At 63.3% G+C, this 21,030-nt stretch carries 19 protein-coding genes; 6 read left to right on the top strand and 13 right to left on the bottom strand.

Features of this window, described 5'->3' with window-relative positions:
* Positions 1 to 342: 342 nt before the first annotated feature.
* Positions 343 to 1,623, bottom strand: coding sequence for a cyclic di-GMP phosphodiesterase (locus tag ACODS0_RS18810; protein ID WP_488836422.1), 1,281 nt, complete (start codon positions 1,621 to 1,623; stop codon positions 343 to 345).
* 232 nt (positions 1,624 to 1,855) lie between these two features.
* Complete coding sequence (locus tag ACODS0_RS18815; RefSeq protein ID WP_488836424.1) at positions 1,856 to 3,574, bottom strand: methyl-accepting chemotaxis protein; 1,719 nt, start codon at positions 3,572 to 3,574, stop codon at positions 1,856 to 1,858.
* Between the two features lie 213 nt (positions 3,575 to 3,787).
* Between ACODS0_RS18815 and ACODS0_RS18820 the strand changes: the two genes are divergently transcribed.
* A complete protein-coding gene (locus ACODS0_RS18820) occupies positions 3,788 to 4,474 on the top strand; it encodes a response regulator transcription factor (RefSeq protein WP_488836426.1) in 687 nt (228 codons plus the stop codon).
* A 13-nt stretch (positions 4,475 to 4,487) separates the two neighbouring features.
* On the opposite strand, the gene ACODS0_RS18825 is transcribed toward ACODS0_RS18820, so the two are convergent.
* Positions 4,488 to 5,618, bottom strand: a complete 1,131-nt coding sequence (locus ACODS0_RS18825; protein ID WP_488836428.1) for a sensor histidine kinase — start codon at positions 5,616 to 5,618, stop codon at positions 4,488 to 4,490.
* A 263-nt stretch (positions 5,619 to 5,881) separates the two neighbouring features.
* Here ACODS0_RS18825 and ACODS0_RS18830 point away from each other — a divergent pair, with 263 nt between their 5' ends.
* The gene (locus ACODS0_RS18830; RefSeq protein ID WP_488836430.1) at positions 5,882 to 7,486 is read left to right on the top strand and encodes a methyl-accepting chemotaxis protein; all 1,605 of its coding nucleotides are present in this window, start codon (positions 5,882 to 5,884) and stop codon (positions 7,484 to 7,486) included.
* A 102-nt stretch (positions 7,487 to 7,588) separates the two neighbouring features.
* On the opposite strand, the gene ACODS0_RS18835 is transcribed toward ACODS0_RS18830, so the two are convergent.
* Positions 7,589 to 8,200: a DJ-1/PfpI family protein gene (locus tag ACODS0_RS18835; RefSeq protein ID WP_488836432.1), complete on the bottom strand. Its 612-nt coding sequence runs from the start codon at positions 8,198 to 8,200 to the stop codon at positions 7,589 to 7,591.
* A 133-nt stretch (positions 8,201 to 8,333) separates the two neighbouring features.
* On the opposite strand from ACODS0_RS18835, the gene ACODS0_RS18840 reads away from it, so the two are divergent.
* The gene (locus ACODS0_RS18840; protein WP_488836434.1) at positions 8,334 to 9,668 is read left to right on the top strand and encodes an aminotransferase-like domain-containing protein; all 1,335 of its coding nucleotides are present in this window, start codon (positions 8,334 to 8,336) and stop codon (positions 9,666 to 9,668) included.
* Positions 9,669 to 9,886: 218 nt separating this feature from the next.
* On the opposite strand, the gene ACODS0_RS18845 is transcribed toward ACODS0_RS18840, so the two are convergent.
* Positions 9,887 to 10,861, bottom strand: coding sequence for a Bug family tripartite tricarboxylate transporter substrate binding protein (locus ACODS0_RS18845; protein ID WP_488836436.1), 975 nt, complete (start codon positions 10,859 to 10,861; stop codon positions 9,887 to 9,889).
* 97 nt (positions 10,862 to 10,958) lie between these two features.
* Between ACODS0_RS18845 and ACODS0_RS18850 the strand changes: the two genes are divergently transcribed.
* Complete coding sequence (locus ACODS0_RS18850) at positions 10,959 to 11,765, top strand: IclR family transcriptional regulator (protein WP_121508717.1); 807 nt, start codon at positions 10,959 to 10,961, stop codon at positions 11,763 to 11,765.
* 92 nt (positions 11,766 to 11,857) lie between these two features.
* The gene (locus tag ACODS0_RS18855) at positions 11,858 to 13,072 is read left to right on the top strand and encodes an alpha-hydroxy acid oxidase (RefSeq protein WP_488836438.1); all 1,215 of its coding nucleotides are present in this window, start codon (positions 11,858 to 11,860) and stop codon (positions 13,070 to 13,072) included.
* A 188-nt stretch (positions 13,073 to 13,260) separates the two neighbouring features.
* Here the strand turns inward: ACODS0_RS18855 and ACODS0_RS18860 are convergent, their stop codons facing one another.
* The 8 genes from ACODS0_RS18860 to ACODS0_RS18895 all read right to left on the bottom strand — a co-directional run bounded on the left by ACODS0_RS18860 (position 13,261) and on the right by ACODS0_RS18895 (position 20,570).
* On the bottom strand, positions 13,261 to 13,476 hold the full coding sequence (locus ACODS0_RS18860) for a TOBE domain-containing protein (RefSeq protein ID WP_055393898.1): 216 nt from the start codon (positions 13,474 to 13,476) through the stop codon (positions 13,261 to 13,263).
* A gap of 77 nt (positions 13,477 to 13,553) precedes the next feature.
* The gene (locus ACODS0_RS18865) at positions 13,554 to 14,363 is read right to left on the bottom strand and encodes an ATP-binding cassette domain-containing protein (RefSeq protein WP_488836439.1); all 810 of its coding nucleotides are present in this window, start codon (positions 14,361 to 14,363) and stop codon (positions 13,554 to 13,556) included.
* Positions 14,364 to 14,550: 187 nt separating this feature from the next.
* Entirely contained in the window at positions 14,551 to 15,414 is an 864-nt protein-coding gene (ssuC, locus tag ACODS0_RS18870) for an aliphatic sulfonate ABC transporter permease SsuC (protein ID WP_121506673.1), read from the bottom strand.
* A 24-nt stretch (positions 15,415 to 15,438) separates the two neighbouring features.
* On the bottom strand, positions 15,439 to 16,617 hold the full coding sequence (gene ssuD, locus ACODS0_RS18875) for an FMNH2-dependent alkanesulfonate monooxygenase (protein ID WP_431152769.1): 1,179 nt from the start codon (positions 16,615 to 16,617) through the stop codon (positions 15,439 to 15,441).
* Positions 16,618 to 16,660: 43 nt separating this feature from the next.
* Positions 16,661 to 17,680: a sulfonate ABC transporter substrate-binding protein gene (locus tag ACODS0_RS18880; protein WP_488836441.1), complete on the bottom strand. Its 1,020-nt coding sequence runs from the start codon at positions 17,678 to 17,680 to the stop codon at positions 16,661 to 16,663.
* A gap of 26 nt (positions 17,681 to 17,706) precedes the next feature.
* On the bottom strand, positions 17,707 to 18,675 hold the full coding sequence (locus ACODS0_RS18885; RefSeq protein ID WP_488836443.1) for a sulfonate ABC transporter substrate-binding protein: 969 nt from the start codon (positions 18,673 to 18,675) through the stop codon (positions 17,707 to 17,709).
* Positions 18,676 to 18,843: 168 nt separating this feature from the next.
* Positions 18,844 to 19,434, bottom strand: a complete 591-nt coding sequence (ssuE, locus tag ACODS0_RS18890) for an NADPH-dependent FMN reductase (RefSeq protein WP_121419843.1) — start codon at positions 19,432 to 19,434, stop codon at positions 18,844 to 18,846.
* Between the two features lie 113 nt (positions 19,435 to 19,547).
* Entirely contained in the window at positions 19,548 to 20,570 is a 1,023-nt protein-coding gene (locus tag ACODS0_RS18895; protein ID WP_488836445.1) for a sulfate ABC transporter substrate-binding protein, read from the bottom strand.
* A gap of 158 nt (positions 20,571 to 20,728) precedes the next feature.
* Here ACODS0_RS18895 and ACODS0_RS18900 point away from each other — a divergent pair, with 158 nt between their 5' ends.
* Positions 20,729 to 21,001: an oxidative damage protection protein gene (locus tag ACODS0_RS18900; RefSeq protein ID WP_015013765.1), complete on the top strand. Its 273-nt coding sequence runs from the start codon at positions 20,729 to 20,731 to the stop codon at positions 20,999 to 21,001.
* Positions 21,002 to 21,030 lie beyond the last annotated feature (29 nt).

The following is a 21,030-nucleotide window of genomic DNA, read 5'->3' on the forward strand; positions in this document are numbered from 1 at the left end:
TGGCGGCAATTAGTATCAGATTGATAGCTGCTAGCGCTTTTACAGAAAGCGCCAGAGCCCGATTTGATTGATTTCTTGATGGGAGAAAGTTTCTCATCCGGTGGTGCCGGGCTGCGCTATAGGCCCGGGATCACACGGCAGACCTGTGAAGGTTTCTCTCCCGCGAATGGCCTGCGTCGCTTGGTCGGCAAGGAGGTGCCATGTCTCTGGGCCCCCAGCTCGCACCATTGCACTGCAGCCCCCCAACACCGCAGAATTTGCACCTCGGGCTGCGGCAAACATGCGGACGAAAGCCCCGATCTTGATGGACTTGCCCAAACAGGCGCCAGGGCGTGCTGCCCCTCAAACTGCAGGCGTACCAGACCACATTTCGTGCAGGTCTGGGAATTTCCATTTGTCGGGGTCTTCGCGCGCCACGATCTTCTCGGTGCAGCCTGGATCTGCCAGATCGACGATGACGGGAGGAATGCGCAAAGCCGACTTGCTCGAAAAGAAGACGTTCACCTTGGGCGTGGTCAGCGATTGCCGTCCCTGTTCAGTCACCACGCCAATTCGCCCGGAAGTCAGCCGCACCAGCGAGCCCACCGGGTAGATACCGATACTCTTGACGAAAGCCTGGAACAGCTGGGGGTCGAAGTGGCCCTTGGTCCACTCGGCCATGCGGCGCAGTGACTCTGAAGGGTCCCATCCTCGCTTGTAAGGTCGGTCGGATGTGATGGCGTCATAGACGTCGCAAATCGCCGTCATGCGTGCAATGAGACTGATCTCATCGCCCTTCAGCTTGTCAGGGTAGCCTGTACCGTCCATCTTTTCGTGGTGGTGGAGGCAGGCATCCAGCACCGCGTCTTCCACATTTCCGCCTTCCTTGAGCATCTTGTAGCCCTCAACCGGATGGCTCTGAACAACGACGAACTCGGTGTCGGTGAGTTTGCCGGGCTTGTTGAGCACGGCCAGTGGAATAGCGGCTTTTCCCAAGTCATGCAACAGACCCGCCATGCCAGCGCTGCGGGTGTGCTCTTCATTGAGGTGGATTTGCTTGGCAAGCGCCACCATCAGGGCGCACACCGCCACCGAATGCATGTAGGTGTAGTCATCCGCCGTCTTGAGCCGCGCCAGGCTGATCAGTGCGCCAGGGTTGCGCGTGACCGAGTCGGATATTTCCTCCACCAGGCTGCGGGCATTTTCAGAATTCACGGCCTTGCCCATGCGCGCTTCGCGGAACATGGAGGCAACTGCCTGCTTGGACTCCACACAAATCGAAGCCGCTGCCTGCAATTCGCTGTGCATGGATGCAGGCGCCCGGTCGCGCTCGCGGCGCGCCGGTGGCGGCTTTCGAGGAGGGTCAAGCACTAGCGAAGGCAGGCTGTCGAGCATGCCGAAATCAGTGTCCACTTGGAAGTCGGCCTCTGCGCGGGATACGGAGCGCACACCGGCCGCAACGTCCAACCCCTTGGAGGTGTCGATCCACACCTCTTCAATGGCGGCCGCCTGGATTCGGGCCAGGTCCTTGGGATCTTTGAGCACAAATTTGGCACGCCAGAACGGATGATCCATCCAGGAACCGCAGAAGTCATGCACATACATGCCCTGCCTGAGATTTTCGGTGCTGATGCGCTTGAGCATGGGATTTCCGGTTTGTCAAAATTGCAGGCAGCAAAAGTGATCCACTGACAAACACGGCCCCCACCAGCACAACGGCATTCGCCACCAAGTCGCCCACTGCGAGCCTGAACGGAGCATGATCCTTCTGATTGCGCTAACTACCCAACGCCTGATAGCAAACGCTGCCCCCGGTCGCTGGTCCCGTCTCAGTCATTCCTGCATTTCTGGGCACTGGGTACTATTGCTCCAGGGCCTATTTCCAGCCGTTTTCCGTTTTGGGCGTTGTCCCTAGCCGGACGGTACGGGCCAACGCGGGTTTTACCGAGTGCGACGTCTTCTTGACCGAGGAGCCCAATACAGTTCGGGCTTGTGCGGTGGCGATGCTTGGGCCAGCAACACTTGCGCGTTGGTCAGACAGCTTGAACACGGCCACGGCCTCCACCAACTGTTGCGCCTGCACCCTCATGCTGTCTGCGGCTGCGGCGCTTTCTTCGACCAGGGCTGCGTTCTGCTGGGTCGCCTGGTCCATCTGGCTCACCGCGTCGCCAATCTGCGCAACGCCTGCACTTTGCTCTTTGCTCGCCGAGCTGATTTCTCCCATGATGTCCGTAACACGCTTGATGGAGCCCACAACCTCCGTCATCGTCGCACCGGCTTTGTCCACAAGAACCGTGCCCGCCTCAACGCGCTCCACACTGGCACTGATGAGGTCCTTGATCTCTTTGGCTGCTTGCGCAGAGCGCCCCGCAAGATTGCGCACTTCAGCGGCCACAACCGCGAAACCCCGACCTTGGTCGCCCGCACGCGCCGCTTCAACAGCAGCATTCAACGCAAGGATGTTGGTCTGAAAGGCGATGCCATCAATGACGCTGATGATGTCGGCGATCCTCTTGGAGCTTTCGTTGATGTCCTTCATGGTGGCGACCACCTCGCTCACGACTGCGCCCCCATCGATGGCGACAGCGCTGGCACTCTGAGCCAACTGGTCCGCCTGATAGGCGTTGTTGGCGTTCTGTTTGACGGTCGAGCTGAGCTCCTCCATCGAAGCCGCTGTCTCTTCGAGTGCCGAAGCCTGCTGTTCGGTGCGCCCCGAGAGATCGTTGTTGCCCTCCGCGATCTGGGCGCTGGCCGTGGCGATGCTATCGGCCGAGCTGCGAACCTGTCCTATCAATCCCACCAGTTGACCCTGCATGGTGCCCATGGACGCCAACACGCTACCACTGGGTGCGGCATCAGCGCCATGCACGGGGCTGAGATCCCCTTGGGCCACCCGTTTGGCCACATCGCTGAGTTCACCCGGCTCCGCGCCGAGCGAGCTCGCCAGACGCCGAGGAATCCGCCAGCCAAGGATCACAGCCAGCAAAACAGCAAAGGCGCTGATGGCAACCAGCATGGTGCGTTGGGAGACATATGCGATGGCAGATGACTCCACATTGAGCTTCGCCTGTTCGTCGCTGTAGCGGATGTAGTCACCTACAGCCGTCAACAGCGCCTCCAGCAGCGGTCGGCACTCGTTGTTCATTTTGTCCACGGCTTCATCATGCTTGCCTGAAGCCGCCAGTTCCACGATAGCCACTGCCACGGGGCCATATTGGGATTCAATCTTTCCGATGGCGCTGACCAGAGCACGCTCGCGCTCATTGGCGTCTGCAGCGCCTGATACTGCATCGTTCAGCGACTTGAGCGTTACCTGGAGCTGTGCATGGGCGTTGACAGCCATGGACTTGGCTGACTGGCGGTCAGAATCCTTCTTGACGAGGACCATGTCCCGCACGCCGATGGCGCGGCGGTTGGCGAGAATACGCACGTCGGTGGCCAGGCTCTTGCGTTCCGCAGCGCCATGTACATAGCCAGAGAAACGGTCGTTGGCACCGCTCAACCCGTGGAGGGCAAACAAGCTGACGACCAGTACCAGCAGTGCAAGTGCACCGAACGCCAGCGAGAGGAGCTTCTTGATGGAGAGGTTTTTCATTTTTCTCTTCGCGGGGACAGCAGTAGTTCGTTACTCGACCAGGGAGTTGATTGATCCAACGGCCCTTGCCACAGATTCAACGGAAAACGGACAACACATTTTGAATCAAATTTGTTTGCATACCGCAAATTTATTTGCAATAAGAAAATATTGCGTCTCATCGATGCACTACGCTGTGGTTAAACTGCCCCTCCCGCTCCCTCCCTTTGATACATGTTCCCCAAAACCCTGACCCTGATCGATGACGACCAGGTGTATGTGGATGGCCTAGCCGGCTATTTGCGCGGCGAGGGGATCGTCGTGAGTACGTTCGCTGATGGTCGCGACTTCCTCGCGCACCCAGATCCCTACGGTTTCAACTTCTACATTGCCGACCTGATGCTGCCCGGCATTGACGGAACGGAGTTGATCAAAGTCCTGCGCATGCGCACCAATGCAGGGGTTCTGGTCGTTTCAGGACGCGCCTTGGCGGATACCTTCAAGGAAGTCATTCGCGCCGGAGCGGATATGTATTTGACAAAACCTGTGGTTTTCGAGCAGGTCGCGCTGGCCATAGAAGCCGTGCAACGGCGGGCCAGCGCCATTGATCCCATTCAAAGCATGTGGCGGCTGGACGGACGCGTTGGTCAATTGATTGCACCCGATGGTGCCGTGGTGGACCTGAGCGATGTGGACCGAACCCTGATCGAGTGCTTCGTCAAAGCCAACGGAGAGGTCGTGCCCCGCGAGACCTTGCTCGCCCAACTGGGCAAAACTGCAGACTTTGAGGCATCAGGGGGGCTGAACGGCACCATTTTTCGGCTCCGTCGGCGCATCGAGCGTGCGACGCCAGGAGCCGTGCCCCTACAAACCAAATCCGGGGTGGGCTACGTTTTTCGCGCTCCGCTGCGCATGATGTGACTGCGCGCCTGCGCTATTCGCTCATCTCCGATTGGTGGATGGTCAACCTCAGGGTGGTCCCTTCAGCTGCCGGGCCTATGACTTCGACGGTGCTGCCGTGCAACTGCATGACCTGTCGGGCGATGTAAAGGCCGAGTCCGTGACCAGCATTCTTGTGATCGCCTCGTGCGCCGCGCGTGAAGAGTTTGTCCCGTAGCTCTGAAGAAAAGCCCGGCCCCGTGTCGGTCACATCCACGATCAAAGCCAACGGCTCGTCTGAATCAGCCACCCGCACCACCACCCGCGATCCCTTGGGGCTGAACTTCAATGCGTTTGACAGGATGTTGCGCAGGGCCAGTCGCATCAGGCTCATGTCCATGAGCACCGTCCGTGTGGTCGTCTCCCTGAGCACCTGGATGCGGTTGCGTTCGCTTTCGGGCAAATCCGCGATGACGATGCGTATCCACGTGTCAATGTCCGTGTCATCCAGCGCAATGGAGTCCGGCCGCGCCAGCAGCGAGGCGACGGCAAGGGTGTTGTCGATGCTGGTCAACACTTGGCCGATGACGGCTTGGGCTTGCACAACCCGCTCCGACGCCCCGCCCATGCCCGCACCACGCATCTCGGCCTGAGCGCTCTGCATTGCGGCGGAGGCGTTGTTCAGCGGTTGCCTCACTTCGTGGGCAAGAACGTAGAGCATTTCCGTGCGTTCCCGCAGCAGCACCTCCACCTCGGCGGCATGCTTTTCGATCTGTGCACGCTGCTCCTGTTCCCGGCGCAGGGCTTCCTGGATTTGCTTCAGCTCGGTCAGTTCGGTGACCTGCACCATGAAACCCTGCACGACGCCATCGACGATATGCGGGATGTACTCCGCCAAGCTGTTTCTCTGCACCCCCCCTGGCCCCGGTACGATCCGCTCGAATATCTGCCGTTTGCCCGCCAGCGCTCCGCGAATGTAAGGCTCGTTTTTCGCGAACAACTCCGGGCCCAGCAGATCGCGAATGGAGGTGCCCAGCAGCTTCTCGCGGCATACGCCAAACCATCGCTCGTAGGCCTGATTGGCGAACCGGCACATCAGTTGGCTGTCCCAATACGCGAGCATCGACGGAACCTGGTCCACCAATAGGCGCATATGGTGCTGGGCATCAGGGTCAAGGTCGGACATCGTGGTACTGAATGGAGGACTGTGGATGTGCCCATTCTGACCTCAATCAGAACCCGATAGGTCTTGAGCGCCCCGTCTCTACGCGCTGATGAAGAGCCAGTACGCGCACCGCAGGGATGCCGAAACGGCAATCGCACGCGTCCAAAAAACACACCCCGATTTACCCTGAAATCAACCGTTTTCGGCGCTGTTTCAAGCCAAACGGGGGTGCCTCGCACGGTATTCTGAATATTCAGTGACACAAACGGCAAGAGGGACCGTGCATGAGAAATTTCAAGATATTCACGAGACTGCTGGTGCTGGTGGGCGTGCTCTCTGCCCTGCTCGTAGCGCTGGGGGCCATCGGCCTGTTTGGCATCGCCAGGTCCAACGCGGCGATGGAGTCGATGTACCAGAACCGCATGCAGGCCCAGCGGGCGGTAGCCGACTTTCGCTACCTGACCACCCGCAATCGGCAGTTGGTATCCAACGCGCTGCTGTCGCCAGCACCGGAGAAAGTGGCCAAGGCCATTGAAGAGGCAGAGGCCAACATCGGCAAGAGCGACCAGGCCTGGGAGGCTTTGCTGGCCACCGCCATGAGCCCCGAGCGGCAGAAGTACATCCAGGCCATTGGCGAGCAGCGCCAGAAGATCATGAAAGAGGGGCTGGCCCCCGCGCTGGCAGCGCTGAAGGACGCCGACGTGGCCACGGCGCGGGTGTTGGTGGTGCGCAAGTTCGACGACCTGTACGACCCCATAGGCAGCGACATGGGTGCGCTGCTGGCCCTGACCCAAAAGGAAGCCCGGGACGAGTACGACGCTGCCGTGCAGCGGTTTGGCACCATCCGCTGGATCGTGATTGGCTCGATCGCCCTCGGGGTGCTGTTTGCCGCACTCTTTGGTGTGGCCCTGGTGCGTGGCATCACGCGGCCGCTGCAGCGGGCCGGACAAGTGGCGGATGCGGTGGCCCATGGCGACTTGAGCCAGCCCATCGACACCAGCGGCAAGGACGAGGTGGCAGCCGTGATGCAGGCCCTGGCGGCTATGCAGGCCAGCCTGTCCAACGTGGTGGCAAGTGTGCGCCAGACCTCCGACAGCGTGGCCAACGCCAGCACCGAGATCGCCCAGGGCAATCTGGACCTGAGCAGCCGCACCGAACACCAGGCCAGCGCGCTACAGGAAACCGCCGCCTCCACCGAGCAACTGAGCAGCACGGTGCGACAAAACGCAGACCATGCCCTCCAGGCCAACCGGCTGGCCTTGAGCGCCAGCACAGTGGCGGCCGAAGGCGGTGCTATGGTGGCCGAGGTGGTGCAGACCATGAAGGGCATCCACGAAAGCTCCCAGAAAATCGCCGACATCATTGGCGTGATCGACGGCATTGCCTTTCAGACGAATATCCTGGCTCTGAACGCGGCCGTGGAAGCCGCACGGGCCGGCGAGCAAGGCCGGGGCTTTGCCGTGGTGGCCAGCGAGGTGCGCAGCCTGGCCGGCCGTTCGGCCGACGCGGCCAAGGAAATCAAGCTCCTGATCTCCACCAGCGTGGAGCGTGTGGCACGTGGCACCGCACAGGTGGACAAAGCCGGTGCCACCATGACCGAAGTGGTCAACGCCATCCGCAGCGTCACCGGCATCGTGGGCGAGATCACTGCCGCCAGCAGCGAACAAAGCACCGGCGTCACCCAGATCGGCGAAGCAGTCAGCCAGATCGACCAGGCCACCCAGCAAAACGCGGCGCTGGTCGAAGAAATGGCCGCCGCCGCCAACAACATGCGCACCCAGGCACAGGATCTGGTGAACGCCGTGGCGGTATTCACGCTGCCGGGCCATGGGGGTGGCGGTGGCAGGATGCGCGGCCGCGTCCCGGCCTTGGCCCTGAGTGCGGCGTAAAGACTGCGCCTACCCAGCGCCTCTAGCCGCCACCCAGCGCCACCGAGGGGCTTGCAGCACGCTGCAGGCCTGAGCTATGCCTTTTGCAGGTGCGCGCGCGGATCAGCAGCTCGTTGTGGCACCCTGGTTTTCGATATGTCCCAGGGCGCGGGCGACATATTCCTCCTTCTCGCCCACCGGGGCAAAGTAGTGGATGACCTCGCGGGCCGCCTCGGGCCCTGCCAGCCTCGCGATCAACCAGGCGGCCAGGTACTGCGCCGACAGGCACCCGCCCGCCGTGGCCACGTTTCCCTTGGCAAAGAAAGGCTGGTTCAGCACGGTGACACCAGCCTCTTGCACCCAGGGTTTCGTGGTCAGGTCGGTGCAGGCCGGCACGCCGTCAAGCAGCCCCAACTTGGCCAGGATCAAAGCCCCCGAACACTGGGCGCCCAGCAACTGGCGAGCCGGATCGAAGTCGAGCTCCGCCATCAGGGCGGCGTCCTGCACCACCTCGCGGGTCTTCATGCCGCTGCCCACCAGCACGGCATCGGCCGACCGCGCATAGGGCAGCAGCGACTGGGCCTGCACCGTCACGCCGTTCATGGAACGCACCTGGTCTGTAGGGCAGCACAGCGACACCTCCCACCCCGGTTTCTTCACCCGGTTGAGCAGGCCCAGGGCAATCAGGGAGTCGAGTTCGTTGAAACCGTCGAAGGTCAGGATGGCGATGCGCATGGCGATGGAGTCCTGTTCTGTAGCGGAAAGGAGAGTGAATGAGGCACGGAATGTGCGAAGCGCATCCTATCGACGGCATTCAATACAATCAAAAAATTGTCATAGATACGTTTCAACGCAGGGGCACAACGCCATGGGCCAGGTTCGGTACAAGCAAGTGGTGGACGCACTGGCGTCGGACATCCGCACGGGGCTGCTGCGGCCGGGCACACGCCTGCCCACCCACCGCGCACTGGCCCAGCGGCATGGCCTGGCGCTGGCCACGGCCAGCCGCGTGTATGCCGAGCTGGAGGCCATCGGCCTGGTGGTGGGCGAAACCGGGCGCGGCACCTTTGTGCGAGACCCCGCCTCCCCGCGCGGTGCCGACGCCGACCTCACCACGCCCGCGCCCAGCGCCGCAGACCTCTCGTTCAACAACCCCAGCGTGCCGGGCCAGGCAGACCTGCTGCGGGATGCCCTGCGCAAGCTGGCCGCCTCCGGCGACCTGGAATCGCTGCTGCACTACCACCCCTACGGCGGCCGGCCGCACGAACGCGCCATCGTGGCCGGGCACCTGAAGACGCGCCAGCTGCAAGTGGCGGGCGAGCAGGTGCTCATCGTCAACGGCGCGCAGCACGGCATGGCCGTGGCGGCCATGGGCCTGCTCAACCCCGGCGACGTGGTGGCGGTAGACGCCCTCACCTACCCCGGCTTTCGCGTGCTGGCAGAACGCCTGCGGCTGGACCTGGCCCCGGTACCCATGGGCCCCGCTGGCACCGACCTGGACGCCTTACAGCGCCTGTGCGAGACCCGGCCCGTGCGCGCCATCTACACCATGCCCACCCTGCACAACCCGCTGGGCTGCGTGATGGGCGCCCGCGCCCGCAAGCGCCTGGTGGGCATGGCGCGCGCACACGACCTGCTGGTGATCGAGGACGCACCCTATGCCTACCTCGCGCCCGAGGCGCCGCCCCCCATCGCGGCGCTGGCCCCCGAGCGCACGGTGTACCTCTCCAGCCTGTCCAAGAACGTGGCCACGGGCTTGCGGTTTGGCTTTGTGGCCACATCGCACGAACTGATCGGCCCCGTCGAGCGCGCCGTGCGTGCCACCGCTTGGAACACGGCCGGAGTCGTCACCGCCATCGCCTGCGGCTGGATCGAAGACGGCACCGTGGCCCGACTGGAGGCCGACAAACGCGCAGACACCGCGCAGCGCCAGGCCATTGCCACCCGGGCGCTGGCGGGGTTGAAATTGGTACGGCACCCGAACTCCTACTTCATCTGGCTGCCACTGGGCGACGACCAACGGGCCGACCGCATCGCCGCCACCCTGGCAGAACGCGGGGTGTCCGTGTCGACCGCCGAAGGGTTTGCCACCACCACCCATGTGCCCCACGCGCTGCGCATCGCGCTGGGGTCGGTGGCGCTTGAAGACCTGGCCCGGGCGCTGGCCGTGGTCAAGGATGTGGTGGTGCAGGACTGTTCGTGAACAGGCGCAAGGAGTCCGGTAGCGCGGCCGGGTTGGGATAACTCGGCAAACGCGGCGAACCCGCCTTGACGCGGCGCACCGGCAGATCGGTGGCCAGGCGCTTCACGGCAGAACCGCGGGACGCGGGCTGAAAACCTCTCCACCATGGAGTGCGGTGGCCTTATGTTCGACCCCGCTCACATTCAGCCGGAAAACGGCTGCCATTGCAGCTCCAGATATCAGTTCAACTCGATACGAGCGTCACGGATAACCTTCTCCCAAACTGCACGCTCCTTGACCACCATTTTTTGCAAATCGTCAGGACCTGCAAGGGCGACGTCAACCCCCTGGTCATCGAATCGATGTTTCAAACCAGGGTTTTGCGCGGCCGTCCGCATTGCGGTGTAGAGCTTGTCGATGGCGCCAGCAGGGGTACGCGCTGGTGCAAAGATTGCGTTCCACGAACTGTAAGAAAACCCGGGCACGGTCTTCGAGATAAGCGGCAACCCCTTCAGCGGCCGCGAGTTGCTCGCTGCAGTAATTCCAACGGCGTGCAAAGCCCCCTTCTCGATCATCGCCATAAACGACGGCATGGTGCCGAAGATGGCATGAATCTGGCCGGCGACCAAGTCGTTGTTTGCAGCGGAGGCACCTTTGTACGGAATGTGGGTGACTTTGATGCCAGCGCTGCGAGCCAGCAGTTCAGTTCCCAGATGGGCCAGGCCTCCAACGCCGGCAGATCCGAAGTTGACCTCGCCAGGATGGGCCTTCGCGTAGGCGATCAACTCCGGCAAGGACTTGAAAGGCGCCTTGTCACTGACCACCAACACGTGAGCCGCTGAGGCAATCATGCCGACCGGCGTAACCTGGCTGAGGATATCGATGCGGTTCTTGGAGAGCAGTGGTTGCGCGGTGATGTTCCCAGAGGCGCAGAAGAGGACCGTATACCCATCGGGCGCTGCACGCGACACGTTGTTGAGCGCCGGCACGCCAGCTCCACCACCCATGTTCTCGACGACGAAAGATTGTCCGAGAGCGGGGGCCATTGCCTGACCAAGATCGCGCCCCAGCACATCGGTTGCACCACCAGCGGCAAACGGGATGATCATCCGGATAGGCTTGCTGGGGTAGTTGTCCTGAGCCTTTGCAGCGAACGGCAGAAACGCGGCAGCGCCGAGAACGCGGCGCCGGCTGAAGTGCGTAGGAATACCCATGGGCTTGTCTCCTTATAGGTTGTCGGGGCCAGAATGATCATGCGACTTCCAAGCGGCAACAACGCGTTACGCCATGCGTAACAACTATCATCGGTTTATGGCTAAAAGTTCCCGCTCCTCAACGCCCCCAGCCTCCTCCTCTGCCCGCCCTAGTTCCAAGAGTCCTGCGGACATTAGCCAGGAACCGGGGCGCGAACATGTTCATGCGGTGGTCCGTGCCATGTCACTGCTGAAAGCGTTCGACGGCGGCGATGAAGTCTTCCTCTCGCTGACCGAGTTGGCGCGACGCACTGGCATGCACAAGCCGACCGCGCTGAGGCTGGCTCGCACACTGGCGCTTTCACGCTTCCTGGTACAGCGCGAAGACGGCGCTTGGCGGTTGGGCCCCGCCGCGGGCTGGATCGGATCACGCTACCAGGCCCAATTCGACGTCGGCTCGGTCATCGAGCCCATCCTGGTTCGGCTTGCAGCAGAGACCGGAGAGAGCGCTTCGTTCTATGTGCATGAGGGCAATCTGCGCAGTTGCCTGATGCGTTGTGACGGTCCGAATGCGAGGCCAGATCATCCGCGCTCAGGAGAATTGCTGCCTCTGGAGCTTGGCGCCCCAGGGCGAGCGATTCTGGCGGCGCTGGGAGAGCCCGGCGATCTCTACGAACGCATCCGGCGCAGAGGGTTTCACTGGGCCCGCGCCGAACGTTCCACTGGCGCCGCTGCTGTTGCCGCAGCGGTGCGCGGTGGCCAGGGCATGGTGCTCGGAGCAGTCAGTACTTCCGGCCCTGTGGAGCGGCTGACACCTGTGGCCCTGCGCAAACTCGCACCCATCACGGTGGCTGCCGCTCGACAACTTGGTTTGGCGTTGGGGGGAGTTCCAGCAACCGCCTTGAGGGCAACCTGGCATCCGTGATGTTACGCACAGCGTAACGCATTGCCGATACGCTTCGACTGGATTCCAATGCGCCCGGGCCTGCAGCACCGCATGCCGCCGAAGGAATCCGCATGACAAAAAATCCACCGCGACAGCAGCTCGGCCCCGCGCCAAATGCGCGTCGACACCTGCCGCCGATATTGCGCACCGTTCTCTCTCTGGGTGACCTGGAACCCGCTGCCCGCCGCGTCCTGCCTCGCCCTATTTTTGGGTATCTCCAAGGTGGGGTTGAAGACAACGTGACGCTGCAAGCCAATTCAGGGGCGTATCGCAAATGGATGTTTCGCACGAACGTTTTGGTAGACGTCTCTCTGCGTAGTCAATCTCGCCATCTCATGGGCCAAACCTACAAAGCACCCTTTGGCATCGCTCCAATGGGGCTGTGTGCCTTGTTTTCCTTTGATGGTGACGTTGCCATGGCGAGAGCGGCCGAAGCAGCAGGTATCCCCTATGTGCTCAGCGGCGCATCGTTGACGCGCATGGAGCGTGTGGCGCAGGCAGCACCCACCTGCGCCTGGTTCCAGGCCTACATTCCTGGCGAGACTGCGCACATCGAAGGTCTGCTCGAGCGCGTCGCAAACGCTGGGTTCAAGACCTTGGTCATCACCGTGGACACAGCCACGCTGGCGAACCGCGAAAACAATGTCCGTGTCGGCTTTTCAACGCCTTTGCGCCCCAGCCTGCGGCTGGCTTGGGATGGCCTGGTGCGGCCACGCTGGTTGATCGGAACGCTTGGCCGCACTCTTGTGAAGAATGGAATTCCGCACTTCGAGAACGCAGGCCCAGGCAGAGGCGTCCCCATCATTTCCAGCAATGTAGTGCGGCAGTTTGGCTTGCGCGACCACCTGAACTGGGATCACCTTGCGCTCATTCGCGAGCTCTGGCAAGGGAAGCTGGTGATCAAGGGTTTGATATCCGCAAACGACGTGAAACGCGCGGAGCAAGTGGGTGCCGATGGCGTGATCCTGTCCAACCATGGTGGCCGCCAGCTCGATGGAACAGTGCCGCCCCTTCTGGTGCTTGCGGAGGCCGCAAAGGCCAAAGGGTCCATGGCACTGATGCTGGACAGTGGTATTCGACGGGGTACCGACGTCATCAAGGCGCTTGCATTGGGAGCGGACCACGTTTTCGTGGGACGTCCTATGGCCTATGCCGCAGCGGTGGCAGGCCAAGCTGGCGTCACCTATGCGATCGACCTGCTGCGCGACGAGATACACAGGGACATGGCTTTGATAGGCGTCAAAGACCTGAATGAACTGGGTAACGACCAATTGGTTGCCGTGTAGCGCAACCGTCTTTGGATTCAATAGAAAATCCACACTGACGACAAACCGTGAACGAGCTTTTTTTCACGATCGGTCCAGTCTGGACGCACCCACCCAAGACAAAAGTCCAGTTTTCATTCAAAGGGCCAGCGCTTACCTATCAAGCGCTGGAGCCCAATTTCACTCAAATTTCCCGGACCACGGTTGCCTCACAGCTTCGCAATCGACACCTCCGTGGACTTGACCAGCGCGACCACGTCGGAGCCGACGATGAGGCCCAGGTCGTCCACCGAGCGGGTGGTGATGACCGAGGTGACGACGCCCCATGGCGTCTCGACATCGACCTCGGAGACGACGTCGCCGCGGATGATTTCGCGGACCTTGCCCTTGAACTGGTTGCGTACGTTGATGGCTTGAATGGACATGGGGTTCTCCTTGAATAGTCCGTTGAAAAAGAGGTCAGTGAAAGAAAAACAAGCAAACGAAAAGAGAGAGAGAGAAATCAGACCGCCCAGCGCAAGCCATGCGCAGGCACGCCGGGCCAGGAAACCTCGTGCGCAGGCTCCCCCTCGGGCTTTTGCAGCACCCGGTCGAGGATGCGTTTTTCGATGGCGGCAAACGTGCCGTCGCCATGTGAGCGGGGGCGTGGCAGGTCGATGCGCTGGTCCAGTGCGATCTGGCCGTCTTCGATCAGGATCACGCGGTCGGCCAGGGCCACGGCCTCTTGCACGTCGTGGGTGACCAGCAGCGCGGTGAAGCCGCTGCTGCGCCACAGGCCTTCGATGAGGCGGTGCATCTCTATGCGGGTGAGCGCATCCAGCGCGCCCAAGGGTTCATCGAGCAGCAGAAGGCGCGGGTTGTGCACCAGGGCACGCGCCAGGGCCACGCGTTGGCGCTGACCGCCAGACAGGCGCGCGGGCCACTCGGTCAACCGATCGCCCAGGCCCACGCGGGCCAGCACGTCGGCGGCTGCGCCACGCTGCGCGGGCGGCAGGCCCAAGGCCACGTTGTCCTGCACGCGCTTCCAGGGCAAGAGGCGCGAGTCCTGAAACATGATGCGGGTGTCGCCGCTCAGGCCTGCAACGTCCTGGCCATCGAGGTGGATCGCGCCGCCGGAGACAGTTTCAAGCCCCGCCACCAGGCGCAACAGTGTGCTCTTGCCGCAGCCGCTGCGGCCCACAATGGCGACGAACTGGCCGGGTTCGATGACCAGCTCGGTCTTCTTGAGCACGTCGCGCGTGCCGTAGCGTTTGTCCACGCCGCGCACTTCCAGGCGCACGCCTTGGGGTTGTGGAGATGTAATAGTGGTCAAAATGGCCTCCCGCGCTTATATATCAAGCGCTAGCAGCTATAAAAATGTGAGTAATCTGACACAGGACCTTGCTGAGGGCGTGGCCCCATGCGAGGGACGCAGAGCAAGGGCCGCCCCGCAGCGAGTGCGTCGTCCCCCTGCCCGCGAAGCGAGAGCGGGGGGAAGGCGCGCAGCGCCTCAGGGGGTGTCACGCCTGGTATCCGGGATGCCACCTCAGCCAGTAGCGCTCCAACCCCTTGGCGAAGACGTCGGCCAGCTTGCCCAGCAGCGCATACAGCAGGATGCCCACGAGCACGATGTCGGTCTGTAGAAACTCCCGCGCGTTCATCGTGAGGTAGCCGATGCCCGCCTGCGCCGAGATGGTCTCGGCCACGATCAGGATCACCCACATCAACCCCAGCGAGAAGCGCAGCCCCACCAGGATGCTGGAGAGCGCCCCGGGCAGGATGATCTGCCGGTAGAGCTGCCAGCGGCCAAGGCCATAGGTGCGGCCCATCTCGATCAGCCCCGGGTCCACATTGCGGATGCCGTGAAAGGTGTTGAGGTAGATGGGGAAGAACACCGACACGCTGATGAGGAACAGCTTGGCCGATTCGTCGATGCCGAACCACAGGATCACCAGCGGGATGAGCGCCAACGCAGGGATGTTGCGCACCATCTGGATGGTGGAGTCGAGCAGCGTTTCGAACAGCTTGACCGAGCCGGTGAGCAGGCCCAGCGCCAGTCCCAGGCCGCCGCCAACGGCTAGCCCGGCCAGCGCACGGCCCGCGCTGACCTGGACGTGGGTCCACAGTTCGCCCGAAGCGGCCAGCGTCCACGCGGCCTTGACGACCTCCAGCGGTGCGGGCAGCACACGCGTAGACAACCAGCCCTGTGACGATGCGATCTGCCACAGCGCGATGAGGCCGATGGGCACGGCCCAAGGCAACAGGCGCTGTGCGACGCTGGCGAGAAAGCGGGCCACGGGTGCGGGCAAAAACGGCCCTTCGATGGGCAGGTCCACGGCGTCGGCCACCGGGGATACCTGCAGTTCTCTTGCGGTGTGTGTCATGGAGAGTTCCGGTTCCGGGACAAGTCAGCTTTGCGACGCGCGCGGCACAAAGTCGTTGGCCACGGTTTCGCCAAACGGGCCCAGTGGGTTGCCAAACAAGGGGTTGCCGCTGGCCAGTTGGTTGCGCAGCGGCAGGGGCAGCAGCGGGAACACCAGCTCGGCAAAGCGGTAGGCCTCGTCCAGGTGCGGATAGCCCGACAGCACAAAAGTGTCCAGCCCCAGCGCTGCGTATTCCTCAATGCGCGCAGCCACGGTCTGCGGGTCGCCCACCAGAGCGGTGCCTGCACCGCCACGCACCAAGCCCACGCCCGCCCACAGGTTGGGGCTGATCTCCAGGTCCTTGCGACTGCGCTTGGCGCCGCCCGCATGGAGGGACGCCATGCGGCGCTGGCCTTCGGAGTCCATGCGTGCAAACACGGCCTGGGCGCGCACCACGGTGTCGTCGGTCACATGGCTGATGAGTTCTTCGGCAGCGGCCCAGGCCTGTTCCTCGGTCTCGCGCACGATGACGTGCAGGCGGATGCCGAAGTTGACGGTGCGGCCGTGTTTGGCGGCACGGGCGCGCACGTCGGCCACCTTCTTCGCCACTTCGGCCGGTGGCTCGCCCCATGTCAGGTAGGTCTCGACCTGCTCGGCCGCCAGGTCGTGTGCGGCGGGCGACGAGCCGCCAAAGTACACGGGCGGGTGGGGCTTCTGCAACGGCGGAAAGAGCAGCTTGGCCCCTTTCACCGAGAGGTGCTGGCCTTCAAAGTCCAGGCTCTCGCCCCGGTGGCTGCGCGCCAGAATCTCGCGCCAGATGCGGATGAACTCGGCCGACTGTTCGTAGCGCGTGGCGTGGTCCAGGAACACGCCGTCGCCCTCCAGCTCGGCCTGGTCGCCGCCTGTGACCAGGTTGATGAGCAGGCGCCCGCCGGACAGGCGATCGAACGTGGCCGCCATGCGCGCAGCCAGCGCGGGCTGGTGCAGGCCAGGGCGCACGGCCACCAGAAACTTGAGGTTGCGCGTGACGGGCAGCAGGCTGGCCGCCACCACCCACGGGTCTTCGCACGAGCGGCCGGTGGGGATGAGCACACCCTCGTAGCCCAGGCTGTCGGCCGCCACCGCGACCTGCTTGAGGTAGTCGTGGTTGAGCTGGCGTGCGCCTTTGGCGGTGCCGAGATACCGGCTGTCGCCATGGGTGGGGATGAACCAGAAAATTTTCATGAATGCCTCGGAATAGATATGGGTTGGATGTGGCGGATGTGACTCAGGGCTTGGAGGTGGCAGCAGCCAGTTGCGCAGCCGCTGGCCGCCACACGATGTCGGCCACGTTCACGGGTTTGGGGATCAGGCCCAGCTTGAAGAACGCGTCGGCCACACGCTGCTGGTCGGCCACCGTGGCGTTGCTGAACAGCCCCACGGGCGACGAGGGACGGCGCTGGATGAACAGGCTCACCACGCCCGCGTCCAGGCCGCTGAAGTCGGCAATCAGCTTGATCGCGTCCTTGCGCGCCTCTTGCGCCAGGCGGTCGGCACGGCTGAGTTCTTCAAATAGCACGCGCAGCACCTGGGGGTGGGCCTGCACGAAGGGGCGGGCCGCCAGGTAGAAAGAGTTGTTGCTGCTGGCCAGGTCGCGCCCCGTGGCCAGCACGCGGGGCTGGATGGCCAGCTCGGTGGCGGCGTAGAAGGGGTCCCAGATGGCCCAGGCATCGACGCTTTTGCGCTCGAACGCGGCGCGGGCATCGGCGGGTGTGAGGTAGACCGGTTGGATGTCGGCCCACTGCAGCCCTGCCCGCTCGACCGCCTTGACCAGCAGGTAGTGCGCGCTGCTGCCTTTTTGCACTGCCACGCGGCGGCCCTTGATGTCGGCCAGGGTGCGCAGTGGCGAATCATTGAGCACCAGCAGCGCGGAGCTGTCGGGCTTGGGTGGCTCGGCGCCCACGTAGAGCAGGTCTTTGCCAGCGGCCTGGGCGAACACGGGGGGCGAGTCGCCGGTCAGGCCGAATTCGAGGCTGCCGACCGACAGCGCCTCCAGCAGCTGCGGCCCGGCCGGGAACTCCAGCCAGCTGATCCGCGTGCCCGGAAAGCGTTTTTCCAGCACGCCCTGCTGCTTCAGGATGACGAGGTTGACGGCCGACTTCTGATAACCAATGCGCAGTTGCTCGGGCCCTTGCACGGCGGCGCTTTGCGCGTGGGCATAGCGGCCGGCCAGCGCCCAGCTGAAAGCGGTAACGCCCAGCAGCTGCAGTGCGCGGCGGCGCTCTGGGTGGACGGTGAGGTGGGTCATGGCGATGTGTCCTTTCATGGCCCGGGTCACAGCAGATCAACCGGCGCGGCGTGCAGCAGGTTGAGCTTTTTGGGGATGAGCTTGAGGTCGAAGAAGGTGTCGGCAATCGCCTGCTGCTCAGCCAGGATCTCGCGCGTGACGGACGCGGTGCCGAAACGGGCGCGGCTCAGGTACAGGTCGGTGATGGATTTGTCCAGACCCAGCACGGCAGACAGCTCGGCCGCCGCGGCGTCCTTGTTTTTGGACGCCCAGGTGTCGATGGCGTTGACTTCTTCGATGGCGATGCGCAGCACGTCGGCGTTCTTGGTGGCGAAGTCGCGCGAGGTGAAGTAGTAGGCGCGGTTGTTGACCACGCCCGTGGCATCGACCAGCAGACGCGCATCGAGCTGCTTTTGCGCGGCGGCGAGGAAGGGGTCCCAGATGATCCAGGCATCGATCGCGCCGCGTTCAAACGCGGCCCGCGCGTCGGCCGGGGCCAGGAAGATGGATTGCACGTCGCCGTATTTCAGGCCGTTCTTCTCCAGCAGCTTGACCAGGAAATACTGCACGTTGGAGCCCTTGTTGTAGGCCACGCGCTTGCCTTTGAGGTCGGCCACGCTGCGGATCGGCGAACCGCCGGGAACGATCACGGCCTCCAGCGCAGGGCGCGGCACGGTGGCACCGGCGTAGACCAGCGGGGCGCCTGCCGCCTGGGCAAAGATGGGCGGGGCCTCGCCCACGTCGCCGAAGTCGATGGAGCCGACATTGAGGGCTTCGAGCTGCACGGGGCCCGCGTTGAACTCGGTCCAGGTCACCTTTACACCCAGCGTGGCCAGGCGCTTTTCGAGCGTGCCACGGCCCTTGAGGATGGAGAGCCAGCCCTTTTGGTGGCCCACGCGCAGCACGCGGCCAGCGTTTTGCGACCAGGCCTGGGGCGTTGCGACGGTGGCGGTCGTGGCAGCAACCGCAGCCAGCAGTTGGCGGCGTTGCAGGGAGAAGCGGTTCAGTTCGTTCATGGTGCGGATTCCAGATTCAAAACAGGTGATGGATGGGCGAGCGGGCTGGGTTGGTAGCAGGCGGCACACCGCCTTGCCCGCGCACCCGGCGCAGCAAATCAAAAATGAAAATGAAGGGGAAGGAAGGTGGCGCTGGCACTGCGGGCTTGCCGCAGCGCCAGGCCCGCGTCAGACGCTACATCGCACCTGCGAGAACGGCACCGGCGCAAACCGGGTGGCCTGGGCGGGCGACGGGCGCAGGGTTTCGGTCACCAGCACGTTCACCGCGTCGTCCAGCCGGGCGGCAATGTCGGCCTGCACGTGGTAGCTGCCCTCGGGCGTCAGCGTGACCTGGGCATCGGTGGCGTAGATGCCGGGCAAGATGCTTTTGGCGCCCAGAGACTGCAGCACGGGCCGCAGCGCGTAGTCGAGCGCCAGCATGTGGTGCGGGCTGCCGCCCGTGGCCAGGGGCAGCACGACCTTGCCCTTGAGGGCCGTTTGCGGCAGCAGGTCCAGAAACACCTTGAGCACGCCGCTGTAGGCCGCCTTGTAGACCGGGGTGGCCACCACCAGCACGCTGGCATCGGCCACCTGGTCGATGGCATGCACCACCGTGGGGTGGCCAAAGTCGGCCAGCAGCAGCGCCTGGGGCGAGAGGTCGCGGATGTGGATGCGGTCCACCAGCGCACCACGCACCGAGAGGCGCTGGGCCACGGCATCCAGCAGGGCGGCGGAGCGGGAACGCTCGGAGGGGCTACCGGCGATGAGAAGAGCGGACATAAGAGAGGATTCCAGAGGGCGTGGTCAGACCAGCGCCACCCTGGATCCGGCTTCGCCGGTCCAGCGGTGGCGCCCCTTGAGGGGAGGCGGCCGCAGGCCGCTTCGGGGTGAGCCTATTTTTTGGTGTAGATCTGGTCAAAGCTGGCGTTGTCCGCAAAGTGCTCCTTGGCCGCCTTGTCCCAGCCACCGAACGCGTCGTTGATGGTGAACAGGTTCAGCTTGGGGAACTGCTTGGCGTACTTGGCCTTGGCCTTGTCGGACACAGCCGGGCGGTAGAAATGTTTGCCTGCAATGTCCTGGCCTTCTTCGGTGTACAGGTACTGCAGATAGGCCTCGGCCACGGCACGGGTGCCCTTCTTGTCCACGTTCTTGTCCACCACCGACACGGCGGGTTCGGCCAGGATGGAGATCGAAGGCGCGATCACGTCGAACTTGGTGCCGAACTCCTTTTCGAGCAGGTAGGCCTCGTTCTCCCACGCAATCAGCACGTCACCCTGGTTGCGCTGCGCAAACGTGATGGTGGAGCCGCGCGCGCCGGTGTCGAGCACAGGCACGTTGCCATACAGCTTGGCCACGAAGTCCTTGGCCTTGGCGTCGCCACCGTACTTGCGCTTGGCAAACTCCCACGCGGCCAGGTAGTTCCAGCGCGCGCCGCCCGAGGTCTTGGGGTTGGGCGTGATCACCTTCACGTCGGCGCGCACCAGGTCGTCCCAGTCCTTGATGCCCTTGGGGTTGCCCTGGCGCACCACAAGCACGATGGTGCTGGTGTAGGGCGAGCTGTTGTGCGGCAAGCGCTTTTGCCAGTCTTTCGGAATCCAGCCGCCATTGGTGTGCAGCGCATCGGTGTCGCCCGCCAGGGCCAGCGTGGCCACGTCGGCGTCCAGCCCGTCGATGATGGAGCGGGCCTGCTTGCCCGAGCCGCCGTGGCTTTGCTTGATGGTCACGTCCTGGCCGGTCTTGGCCTTCCAGTGCTTGGCAAACGCCTGGTTGAACTCCACATACAGCTCGCGCGTCGGGTCGTACGACACATTGAGCAGCGTCACAGACTGTGCAAACGACGGCAATGCCGTCAGGGCCAAACTGCCCACCAGGGCGGCGGCGAAGGGAAACTTGATAAAGTCGCGGCGAAAGTTCATGGGAGGGCCTCTTTTGTGAATGTGTTGCGGTGCAAATCACCGATGGAACGCATTCTGGAAGGCCCTCTTCAAAACTGGAACTACTGAGATTTCAGTTCTTAATATCCAAATCATCTGAGCGAAACCTTTTTTGCTCGCCCCCACTACAAGGAATTCCCATGGCACGCACCGTTCAATGCATCAAGCTCGGCAAGGAAGCCGAAGGCCTCGACTTCCCCCCCTACCCCGGCGAACTGGGCAAACGCATCTGGGAAAGCGTGAGCAAGGAAGCCTGGGCAGGCTGGCTCAAGCACCAGACCATGCTGGTCAATGAAAACCGCCTGAACCTGGCCGATGCGCGCGCCCGCCAGTACCTGGCGCGCCAGATGGAGAATCACTTTTTCGGCAGCGGTGCAGATGCCGCGGCGGGATACGTCCCGCCCAGTGCGTAATGGAGCGAAGCGCAGTGCAGCGCTGCAAA

The sequence above is a fragment of the Acidovorax sp. FG60 genome (assembly GCF_057808995.1).